Source organism: Acinetobacter gyllenbergii CIP 110306 = MTCC 11365 (assembly GCF_000413855.1).
Classification (GTDB): domain Bacteria; phylum Pseudomonadota; class Gammaproteobacteria; order Pseudomonadales; family Moraxellaceae; genus Acinetobacter; species Acinetobacter gyllenbergii.
Genome location: NZ_ATGG01000028.1, coordinates 146568 through 157752 on the forward strand (window position 1 = coordinate 146568; position 11185 = coordinate 157752).

Below are 11185 nucleotides of genomic sequence, written 5' to 3' on the forward strand. Positions count from 1 at the left end.
GTGTGAAGTTTTTTATTGGATTTATCGCTTTTTTTACCAGAATCGCTACACTACCAACAGATTAAACCGAAATAATCATCCTAAGATAGAGGTGACACCATGTCGCAATTGAATGTTGACCCGCAAGAAATCGCAAAATTTGAAGCATTGGCTGCCAAATGGTGGGATCAACATTCAGAATTCCGCCCACTTCATCAAATCAATCCCTTACGTTTAAACTGGGTAGATGAACGTGTCGGTGGCTTGGCGGGCAAAAAAGTACTTGATGTCGGCTGTGGTGGTGGCATCTTGGCTGAAAGCATGGCACGCCGTGGAGCCGATGTCCTTGGTATCGATATGGGCGAAGCACCTCTTGCTGTGGGACGTTTGCATGCACAACAAGACAATGTGCAAAACATTGAATATCGTCAAATCCCCGTTGAGCAACTGGCGCAAGAGCAAGCAGGTCAATACGATGTGGTGACCTGTATGGAAATGATGGAACACGTGCCAGATCCAGCCTCAATCGTGAAAGCGTGTCAAACACTGGTCAAGCCAGGTGGTCATGTGTTCTTCTCAACCATTAACCGTAACCCTAAATCGTATTTATTTGCGATTATTGGCGCGGAATATGTACTGCGTTTATTGCCTAAAGGCACACATGACTATCATAAATTCATTCGCCCGTCAGAAATGGCGCATGATATTCGTAATGCAGGGCTTAGCCTCAAAGAAATGACTGGTTTGCACTACAACCCGATTACCAAACACTACTGGTTAGCGCCGAATGTGGATGTGAATTACATGGTGCATACCACCAATGCAGGTGCGGAATGAAAGCGGTTTTATTTGACCTCGATGGCACGCTGATCGATACCGCTGCGGACTTTATTCGTATCATCCAGCAAATGTGTCGTGATGAACAACGCCCTGTGGTGGATGCCGATACCATCCGCACTCAGGTGTCAGAAGGCGCACGTGCCATGGTGAAATTGGTCTATCCTGAATTAGAAGTCACAGACCCAGTATTTTTAGCACATCGGCAACGCTTTTTAGATGTGTATGGTGACAATATTGTGGTCGATACCGACCTGTTTTCAGGGATGTATCCGTTGCTTGAAGAGCTTGAAGCACATCAAATTCCGTGGGGCATTGTCACCAACAAGCCGCGTGGTTTAAGTGAATCGTTATTGGCTAAACTGGATCTGACTGAGCGTTGTGCGGTCTTGGTCTGCCCAGAAGATGTCAGCAAGACCAAACCTGATCCTGAGCCAATGTATTTGGCTGCCAAACAGCTGGAGATCGATGCCCAAGACATTATCTATGTCGGTGATCATCCACGCGATATTGATGCCGGTCGTCATGCAGACATGTATACCATCTTGGCAGCCTACGGCTATTTACCCGTAGAATCCCGCGATGATCTTGATGCTTGGCAGGCTGATGCGATTATTCATACCGTTGCTGAACTGCATCAACTGCTTAAACAGAAAATCACGGTGTTGTCAGAAAATCAGGGTATGATGGGTTAAATTTAAATTTTTGCAGATAAGAACAGGAGGCATAACAATGAAATATTCAGAATATCAACCTCGTCCAGATTTACTGAAAGATCGTATTATCCTGATCACTGGTGCTGGTGATGGGATTGGTCGCGCTGCGGCGATGAGTTATGCCCTACACGGCGCAACGGTGGTCTTGCACGGTCGCACGTTAAATAAACTTGAAGTGATCTATGATGAAATTGAGGGCTTAGGTGCGCCACAGCCTGCGATTTTACCCTTACAGCTTTCAACCGCATCAACCCATGATTATGAGCTGTTGGTGAGCACGCTAGAGCAGCAATTCGGTCGTCTGGATGGTATCTTGCATAATGCAGGGATGCTTGGTGATCGGGTTGAACTGGCTGATTATCCTGTCGATGTTTGGGATGATGTATTGGCTGTGAATTTACGCGCCCCTTTTGCCCTGACTCAGGCTTTGTTGCCTTTGCTGGAAAAATCTGAACATGCTTCGGTGGTATTTACCAGTTCAAGTGTTGGTCGTGAAGCACGTGCCTTGTGGGGTGCTTATTCAGTCTCTAAAGTGGCCACCGAAGCCATGAGCAAAATCTTTGCCGCAGAAAACACCTATCCGAACATTCGTTTTAACTGCATCAATCCAGGTGGAACCCGTACAGCGATGCGTGCCAAAGCTTATCCAGAGGAAGATCCAAAAGTGCTCCCGACTCCAGATAGCATTATGCCCGCCTATCTGTACCTCATGGGCGATGACAGTTTAGATATGAATGGCCAAAGTATTGACGCTCAAGCTTAATTTCATCCTAACAATAATTCTAAATAACATTGGACACTGACGTTAAAACTGCTTTTTTCAGAGAAATGGGTGAAAAATCTTCATTGTTTTAAAGCAATAATGAATCGATCTTCACAGTTTCTCTGCATTTTTAACGTACAGTAGTTCACATGAGAGACATCCGAAGTCCATAAGGTGCATCATGAAAAAATTTTTCATTATCTTGGTTTTAGGTTCGACAACCCTGTTCAGTAGTCTGGGGGCTTTTGCAGGTCCGCATGATCGTGATGATGATTCGCGTGGTGGCGGTTGGCAAAATGGTCGTGGCTTTGATCGTCCAGATGGTGAAAATCGTCAACGTGAACGTCGCATGCGTGAAGAGCGCGGGGTCGAGCGTTTAAAACAACATCGTTGGCAGGAAGGCTATGTGATGCCTCAGCATTATCGTGGTAACGGTTATAAAGTCGACTACAAAGACAGTAATCTACCGCGCCCGGGTCGTAACGAACAATGGTACAAGATTAATAATGACTATATTTTAGTCAATTCCGATGATAATAGCATTATTCGAATCATGGGTTTCTAAGCCCCTTTGAGTCACTCGATTCAATAAAGTTGAATGCTCGCTTTAGGAATAGATTTATCTTTTGATTTTTTTCGTTAAAATCAGATCTAGTGCTGCATATCTGAGATCGACATGGCGAACCAAATGACTGAAAATTCACATAGTACCCCCCAAGATTATGTGCATTGGTTCCGCCATTCCGCCCCTTATATCAACGCGCATCGCGATAAAACCTTTGTATTGATGTTTGCCGGCGAAGCGGTTCAGCACGAAAATTTCCAACATATTATCCATGATATTGCCCTGCTGCACTCTTTGGGCATTCGTCTTATCTTGGTCTATGGCGCACGTCCACAGATCAATCAAAATCTTCTTGATCGTGCTATTGAAACCCCTTTTCATCAAAATCGTCGTGTGACGACACGAGAATCCTTACGTGGAGTGATGAATGCGGTTGGCTCAATTCGCCTCGAAATTGAAGCCCTGCTTTCCATGGGATTGGCCAACTCGCCGATGTATGGCGCTCGCATTGATGTGGTCTCTGGCAATTTTGTCACGGCCAAACCCTATGGAATTCGAGACGGCATTGATTTCCAGCTCACTGGAGAAGTCCGTTCAGTTGATACCGATGCGATTCAGCGCCATTTAGACAATCATAATATTGTTCTGCTTGGTCCAACTGGCTATTCCAGCACGGGTGAAGTGTTTAATTTACTGGCAGAAGAAGTCGCCACTAAAACCGCGACGGCACTCAAAGCCGATAAATTGATTTTCTTGGGTGAAAAACAAGGACTGATGAATGAGCAACAACAGTTATTACGTGAATTGAGCCCGCGTCAGCTTGAACCCTATATTCAACAAAATCAGCAGCAATATCCAGAATTTGCATTACACCTAAAGCAAGCACAACAAGCGTCCTTATCTGGTGTACATCGTGTGCATTTGATTTCTTATGCCTATGATGGCGCGTTGATTGAAGAATTATTTACCCGAGATGGTGTCGGGACATTGATCACCGATGCGCACTATGAAGAAGTACGGATTGCCAATATTCAGGATGTCGGTGGTTTAATCAATCTACTCCGCCCATTAGAGCAAGAAGGCATTCTGGTGTATCGCTCACGTGAACGTCTTGAAAGTGAGATTGAACAGTTTGCAGTGATTGAACGAGATGGCATGATCTTGGCCTGTGCTGCGCTGTACCCGATTCCGGCAGGATCAGATGAAATTCGTTCTGCGGAAATCGCCTGTGTTGCAGTCGATTCAAGCTACCGTAAATCTAATCGTGGTAGCCAGATTTTGCAATTTCTGGAAAGTAAAGCCAAACAACAAGGGATTCAGCAACTGTTTGTACTGACTACTCGAACGGCTCACTGGTTCCTTGAACAGGGCTTTGTCCCTGCCAGCGTGGATGATTTACCCAATGCACGTCAGGCCCTATATAACTATCAACGCAATTCGTTAGTGTTTAAAAAGAGACTGCGCTAAGCCCCTCACATGATGAAGAGATATGTTTATTTTTGATAAAGATCTCTCTTCATCATCATTATCTTTGCTTAAGTCTGAATGAAGAATAAATTCACCACTCAGTAAAATAATAAAAATTATATTAAAAACAATAATTTAATAAAATTTATTTTTTAACACTTATTCCATTTATCGATAAGATTATGCAATCTTCTATTTTGCACTTTTCATCATAAGCAAAGCCCGATTATTTATTTTTTATGCAATAAAAAAAGTTTTAGCTTAGTTGCTCATCTTATTTAAATCTTTTGATTTTTCGGGGAGCACAACCAACATGACCATTTCAATCCATCGTTCATGGGCAACATATAGCATCATCGCAGCAAGTCTTGCCAGCCTGATGGGTGTTGCAGGTTGTGCAAAAAAACCTGAGCAGCAAGAGACCACAAAACAAGAAACCACAACATTAAATATCGGCTTTCAAAAGTATGGCATCTTGCCGATTCTCAAAGCAAAAGGTGAATTAGAAAAAAATCTTGCTGCTCAAGGTGTCACGGTGAAATGGGTGGAATTCCCTGCGGGGCCACAGCTGTTAGAAGGACTAAATGTCGGTAGTGTGGTCTTTGGTGAAGCAGGTGAAGCACCACCGATCTTTGCTCAAGCAGCCAATCCCAATCTGGTCTATATGGCCAACCAACCGCCTGCACCTAAGGCCGAAGCCCTGATTGTACAAAAAGACTCGCCGATTCAATCGATCCAAGATCTGAAAGGTAAACGAGTTGCGCTGAATAAAGGCTCAAATGTTCATTACCTGTTACTCAAACTATTAGAAGCAAACAATCTCAGCTTAAAAGATATTCAACCTGTTTACCTGCCACCCTCCGATGCCCGTGCGGCATTTGAAAAAGGTGCAGTCGATGCTTGGGTGATCTGGGATCCATTCTTTGCCGCAGCAGAACATCAAATTCATGCGCGAGTGATCGCTACAGGCGAGCATTTGGTCAGCAATCACCAGTTTTATTTGGCAGACCGTCAATTTGCCGAAAGCCATCCTGAAGCACTTAAAACGCTGGTCAGTACACTGAACCAGACCACAGATTGGGTGCAAACCCATCCAGATGATGCAGCTAAATTACTGGAAAAACCAACAGGGCTCGAGTTTGATGTTTTAAAAAGCTCAATTTCGCGCATGGGCTTCGGGGTTCAACCGATCTCCGACAAAGTCGCCAAAGAACAACAATATGTGGCCGATGCCTTCTTTGCACAAAAACTGATTCCGAAGCAATTGCTGATTCAAGATGCCGTTTTAAAGAACGAGCTTAAATAATAAGGGGATGATGATGAGGTTATTATTGAAGGTTTCTGTTCTCGGCGTGCTGATTTCTACATTTTCACTCAGCGGTTGCCAAAAAAGCGATCCCCAAAATACTGAAAAAACAGCTTCAAGCAATGAAAACACGGCGGTCAAAACCCTGTCGATTGGCTTCCAGAAATCATCGCTCAATTTATTGGTAGCCAGACAACAACAACTGTTTGAGCAAGCCTTCCCGAATGCAAAAATTGAATGGCGTGAGTTTCCCGCTGGCCCGCAAATGTTAGAAGCACTTGCTGTTGGTGCAGTCGACTTTGGTTATGTCGGCAATACGCCACCGATCTTTGCGCAAGCCGCAGCAAAGCCGCTAAGCTACGTGGCTTATGAGGTGGTTGCACCGACAGGCCAAGCTGTGCTGGTCCATGCCAACGATAAGATCAATACCCTGCAAGATTTAAAAGGCAAGCGTGTCGCCGTACAAAAAGGGTCAAGTGCACATGAACTACTCGCCAAAACTTTGCAAAAAGCAGGGTTATCTTGGCAAGACATTCAACCCATCTGGTTACCGCCTGCCGATGCACGTGCAGCCTTTGATAAACAGGCCGTAGATGCTTGGGCAATTTGGGAACCCTATCTTGGAACTGCGGAGTTACAAGGCCACACCAAAACCTTGGTCGATGGCTCAGCCTTTCCAACCACCTATTCCTTTTATATCGGCAATCCAGACTTCATTCAAAAGCATCCCGATTCAGCACAGAAATTCATTCATAGCGTGAACAGTGCCGATCAATGGATTGTGCAACATCAAGATCAAGCCTTACAGATTTATGCACAAAGTACTGGACTCAGTACGCCTGTCGCTCAACAAGTCCTTAACAAACGACCAAAACCATCACCTGTCTATGCGCTCAATAGTGAAGTGATCAAGAGCCAGCAGCAAATCGCCGATTTATTTAAACAAGAGCAACTGATTCCTGTGAAGATCGATATTCAGCACAGTGTCTGGTCTACCCAATAAACATACATTTCATTTTCATAAGGAACATCGACATGAATATTTTCTGGTTTATTCCCACTCATGGTGACAGTCGTTATTTAGGCACCAGCAAGGGTGCTCGTCAGGTCGATCATGCTTATATGAAACAGATTGCCGTTGCCGTAGATAATCTCGGTTATGCAGGGGTATTGATTCCGACTGGCCGTTCTTGTGAAGATCCATGGATTACCGCAGCCAGTTTAATTGATGCCACCAAGCAACTTAAATTTTTGGTGGCGCTGCGTCCAGGCATTACCACACCTGCGCTTGCGGCACGCATGGCAGCGACCTTTGACCGCCTCTCCAATGGCCGTATTTTATTGAATCTGGTCACAGGTGGCGATGAGCAAGAGTTGAAAGGTGATGGTCTATATGAAGATCACAGCACCCGTTATCAGACCGCATCCGAATATGTCAAAATCTGGCGTGAAATCTTGACCCGTTCACATACGGGTGAGTCTTTTACTTTTCATGGTGAGCGCCTGAGTGTGGATGATGCCAAATTACTCTACCCACCTGTCCAACAGCCTTATCCACCGCTTTGGTTTGGTGGTTCTTCAGAGGCGGCAACTGAGTTGGCAGCGGAGCAAGTTGACACCTATCTGACCTGGGGCGAACCCCCTGCGGCAGTGAAAGAAAAGATTGAGTATTTACGTACTAAAGCAGCAGCCAAAGGCCGTACACTCACTTATGGCATTCGCTTGCATGTGATTGTACGCGAGACCAATGAACAAGCATGGGCCGCTGCCGATGAACTGATCCAATATCTGGATGATGCGACCATTGCCGCAGCACAGAAAAAATTTGCACAAATGGACTCAGTCGGTCAGCAACGTATGGCTGCACTACACGGTGGACGTAAAGATCAATTGGAAGTGTCGCCAAATCTATGGGCGGGTATCGGCTTAGTCCGTGGTGGTGCAGGGACCGCTCTAGTGGGTGATCCTGAAACCGTTGCCGCACGTATTCAAGAATATGCCGACTTGGGGATTGATACCTTTATTTTTTCAGGTTACCCACATTTAGAAGAATCGATCCGTTTTGCAGAATTGGTATTCCCATTACTACCACTCAAAACCTGTGAAAAACTGGCACAACCGCATTTAACTGGGCCTTTCGGAGAAATCATTGCTAATAACTATGTCCCTGAGACCAAGGAAGCAAAAACCTTGATCAAGGAGGACGCATGAGTGCGAAACCTTTTTTGAAGGATGTTTCACGTGGAACACAAAAAATAGGCAAAGGTTTACTGCCCTGGTTGTTTCCGATTTTACTGATCCTGATTTGGCAAGCGGCTTCTAGCTCTGGTGTGTTGCAAAGTCGAGTCTTACCTGCTCCGACGGCTGTCGTAAGTGCCTTCTGGCACTTACTGCTCAGTGGTGAACTTTGGCAGCATGTTAAAGTCAGTGCGGGTCGTGCCTTACTCGGTTTATTGATTGGTGGTGGGCTGGGTCTGGCTTTAGGACTACTCAATGGTTCATCGCGTGTGGCTTCAACCTTGCTCGATACCACCTTGCAAATGATTCGTAACATCCCTGCACTGGCACTGATTCCACTGGTGATTTTATGGTTTGGCATTGATGAAACTGCCAAGCTGTTCTTGGTTGCTGTCGGTGTGTTTTTTCCAATGTACATCAACACTTATCACGGTATCCGCTCGGTCGACCCACAACTGATCGAAATGGGCAAAAGTTACGGTCTCAATCGTTGGCAGCTCTACCGAGACATTATTTTACCGGGTGCGATGCCCTCGATTTTAGTTGGACTACGCTTTTCCCTCGGTCTGGTTTGGGTCCTGTTAATTGTGGCAGAAACCATTTCTGCTCAAGCAGGAATTGGCTATATGACCATGAATGCACGCGAATTTTTACAAACCGATATCGTCTTGGTCGGTATTTTACTCTATGCCCTGCTTGGAAAATTAGCTGATGTATTGGCTCAAGTCTTGGAGCGCTATTTATTGCGTTGGCATGCAGGCTATCAAAAATAAAAGGAATGAAAAGATGAGTAATCTTAATTTAAATTTTTACGATAACAATCTCATTCAGCCGATTGCCGAGCCAGAAACTACCACCGCACCTGCCAATGGTGCTGATATTCTGATTGAGCAACTGTATAAATTCTATGGTGAGGTTAAAGTCCTTGAAGATTTAGATCTCAAGATTGAAGCTGGTGAGTTCGTTGCCATCGTCGGACGCAGTGGTTGCGGTAAAAGTACCCTACTGCGTTTGATTGCCCAATTGGAAAAAGCCAGTTACGGTGAAATCAAATTCCAGTCCGCTCGCAATTTCCGCGAAGGCATTACCAGCGCTGATATTCGGGTCATGTTCCAAGACCCGCGATTATTGCCGTGGAAAAGCATTTTGCAAAATGCGCAGCTCGGCTTAGCGAAAGATCAACATCAACTTGCAGCCACATTATTGGAAAAAGTGGGTTTAAAAGACAAAGCCAGCCAATGGCCTGCCCAGCTTTCAGGTGGACAGCGACAACGTGCGGCACTTGCACGCGCATTATCACATTCGCCACGAATTTTACTGTTGGATGAACCACTCGGTGCACTCGATGCATTGACTCGTCTAGAAATGCAGAATCTGATTGAACGTCTCTGGAAAGAACAAGGTTTTACCGCGATTCTGGTCACCCATGATGTCAGTGAAGCAGTACAGTTAGCAGATCGAATTATTTTGCTGGATCAAGGGCATATCGCACAAAGTTTTGAGGTTAATTTACCTCGTCCACGGAAAAAAAGTATTGCTTTCGCACAACTTGAACAACAAGTCCTTGATGCGGTTTTAGCCACCTAAAACCGTGCTTTTTTGCACTTTTCTGGGGCGATATTTAGCATATGCCGCTTCAATCTCAAATGAATTTTTTACAAAATATGTATGCGCTTTTTTAGATTTCAATAATTATCAAATACATCGTTAGCATCGCGATAAAGTCGGCAATTTTTTCGATAAAAAATCTGGGTTATTGTGCACAAATCCGACAATTTATCTTACAATGTCAATGACATTTTTTGAATTAAGCTCGCAGATGGAACAGAAAAAAAGTACACAAAAGCGCAATCAACTGCTGAATGCTGCCCTGGATGTTTTTTCCGTCTATGGGTTTAGTGGTGCCAGTCTGGATGAGATTGCGCAACTGGCAAATATGCATAAATCGAATATTTTCTATTACTATGAAAATAAAGAGTCGCTATATGTCGAAGTGCTCACCACGGTATTACAAAAGTGGCTTGCACCCTTGCAAACCCTGGAGTCTGAGCTTGAGCCTACTGAAGCCCTCACTCACTATTTAATTCAAAAAATTGAAAGCTCACGTGATCAGCCTAAAGCCTCACGTTTATTTGCGCTTGAGATTATTCAAGGTGCCCCGCATATTTTACCGATCTTAAAAGGGCCGTTAAAAAAACTGTTTAAGCGTAAAACCAAGGTGATTCAAACTTGGCAAGAACAAGGTAAATTGTCGGCAGAGATTGATCCTGAATTGTTGATTCTCAATATCTGGGCAATCACCCAAAACTATGCTGATTTTTCGACGCAAATGGAAATGGTCACGGGTAAAACTTTGCGTAACCGTAGCATGTTTCAACGCACGGTTGAGCATACCGTGCATATGATGTTATACGGCGTGTTACCTCGTTAAATTTTCTTCACAAGCCTTATTTTAGTGATTGAAATACATAAAAAAAGCGACTTTATGAGTCGCTTTTTTTATTCAGTGCATGAGAATGTTATTAAGTTGACCTAAACAAAATAATGGAACATGAAAAATCACAGAAAAACTGTTTCAGTGCGCAGAACACAAAATCCACTAAAATATTGATATTAAATAAAAAATATCAAGAATTTCGTATAGTGGGGTATTATGTTAATTTTCTATAGTTAAAATGAATGGATCACTCGGATTCACAGATTTATATAAATGCATGTAAAGATTTAAGTAAGCAGGATTTGCGATGATACTTTTTGCATCTCCCCAAGAAATACTGGTCATACTATTTCCTTGTTCATAACTTCTTGTATTTGTTAATGTATTATGAGTTAAAGTTAAGTTAAAAGATCCCTGAAATACTCCACGAATATAAATCTCAAATTGGGTATTAGCTCTTAATAAGTGACTTTTACTTGGATTATTATCTGAATGCCATGCTAGTCCATTAAAAATTTTTGAATAAAAATCATGTAATTGGTCTAAATTACTTAATCCCTTTTTCCATAACATGGATCCAGTGACATTCGTATTAGGTCCTGTTGGGACATTTAAATCTCTCTCTGTCAGTGGTTTACTTTGCCATACATGAGAATAATGCTGAGGAACGACAAATGGTTGCTGTACAGGAACGACAAATGGTTGCTGTACAGGAACGGCAAATGGTTGCTGTACAGGAACGGCAAATGGTTGCTGTGCAGGAACGGCAAATGGTTGCTGTACAGGAACGGCAAATGGTTGCTGTGCAGGAACGGCAAATGGTTGCTGTACAGGAACGACAAATGATTGCTGTGCAGGAACGGCAAATGGTTGCTGT

General features: G+C 43.9%; 12 protein-coding genes. 11 read left to right on the forward strand and 1 reads right to left on the reverse strand.

Annotated features, from left to right (window positions below; translation table 11 throughout):
- Positions 1-99: 99 nt before the first annotated feature.
- The 11 genes from ubiG (at position 100) to F957_RS03525 (ending at position 10302) form a co-directional block, all read left to right on the forward strand.
- Entirely contained in the window at positions 100-816 is a 717-nt protein-coding gene (ubiG, locus tag F957_RS03575) for a bifunctional 2-polyprenyl-6-hydroxyphenol methylase/3-demethylubiquinol 3-O-methyltransferase UbiG (RefSeq protein WP_016542486.1), read from the forward strand.
- Positions 813-1511, forward strand: coding sequence for an HAD family hydrolase (locus F957_RS03570; protein ID WP_016542485.1), 699 nt, complete (start codon positions 813-815; stop codon positions 1509-1511). Before ubiG ends, F957_RS03570 begins: the two co-directional genes overlap by 4 nt.
- Positions 1512-1548: 37 nt before the next feature.
- Complete coding sequence (locus tag F957_RS03565; RefSeq protein ID WP_016542484.1) at positions 1549-2295, forward strand: YciK family oxidoreductase; 747 nt, start codon at positions 1549-1551, stop codon at positions 2293-2295.
- Between the two features lie 181 nt (positions 2296-2476).
- Positions 2477-2860, forward strand: coding sequence for an RcnB family protein (locus F957_RS03560; protein ID WP_016542483.1), 384 nt, complete (start codon positions 2477-2479; stop codon positions 2858-2860).
- Between the two features lie 111 nt (positions 2861-2971).
- The gene (argA, locus tag F957_RS03555) at positions 2972-4327 is read left to right on the forward strand and encodes an amino-acid N-acetyltransferase (RefSeq protein ID WP_016660543.1); all 1356 of its coding nucleotides are present in this window, start codon (positions 2972-2974) and stop codon (positions 4325-4327) included.
- 313 nt (positions 4328-4640) lie between these two features.
- Positions 4641-5633 carry a sulfonate ABC transporter substrate-binding protein gene (locus tag F957_RS03550; RefSeq protein WP_016542481.1) on the forward strand — a complete coding sequence of 331 codons (993 nt, stop codon included), beginning with the start codon at positions 4641-4643 and terminating at the stop codon, positions 5631-5633.
- Positions 5634-5646: 13 nt separating this feature from the next.
- Positions 5647-6636 (forward strand): aliphatic sulfonate ABC transporter substrate-binding protein, encoded by a 990-nt coding sequence (locus F957_RS03545; RefSeq protein ID WP_016542480.1) that lies wholly within the window; start codon positions 5647-5649, stop codon positions 6634-6636.
- Positions 6637-6668: 32 nt separating this feature from the next.
- Positions 6669-7844 (forward strand): FMNH2-dependent alkanesulfonate monooxygenase, encoded by a 1176-nt coding sequence (gene ssuD, locus F957_RS03540; protein ID WP_016542479.1) that lies wholly within the window; start codon positions 6669-6671, stop codon positions 7842-7844.
- A complete protein-coding gene (gene ssuC / locus F957_RS03535) occupies positions 7841-8644 on the forward strand; it encodes an aliphatic sulfonate ABC transporter permease SsuC (protein ID WP_016542478.1) in 804 nt (267 codons plus the stop codon). The genes ssuD and ssuC overlap by 4 nt, the downstream gene beginning before the upstream one ends.
- Before the next feature lie 13 nt (positions 8645-8657).
- Positions 8658-9458 carry an ABC transporter ATP-binding protein gene (locus F957_RS03530; protein WP_016542477.1) on the forward strand — a complete coding sequence of 267 codons (801 nt, stop codon included), beginning with the start codon at positions 8658-8660 and terminating at the stop codon, positions 9456-9458.
- Between the two features lie 232 nt (positions 9459-9690).
- Complete coding sequence (locus tag F957_RS03525) at positions 9691-10302, forward strand: TetR/AcrR family transcriptional regulator (RefSeq protein WP_004907340.1); 612 nt, start codon at positions 9691-9693, stop codon at positions 10300-10302.
- 225 nt (positions 10303-10527) lie between these two features.
- Here the strand turns inward: F957_RS03525 and F957_RS21690 are convergent.
- Positions 10528-11185 (reverse strand): hypothetical protein (locus tag F957_RS21690; RefSeq protein ID WP_016660545.1); only part of this gene is annotated, 658 nt, incomplete at its 5' end.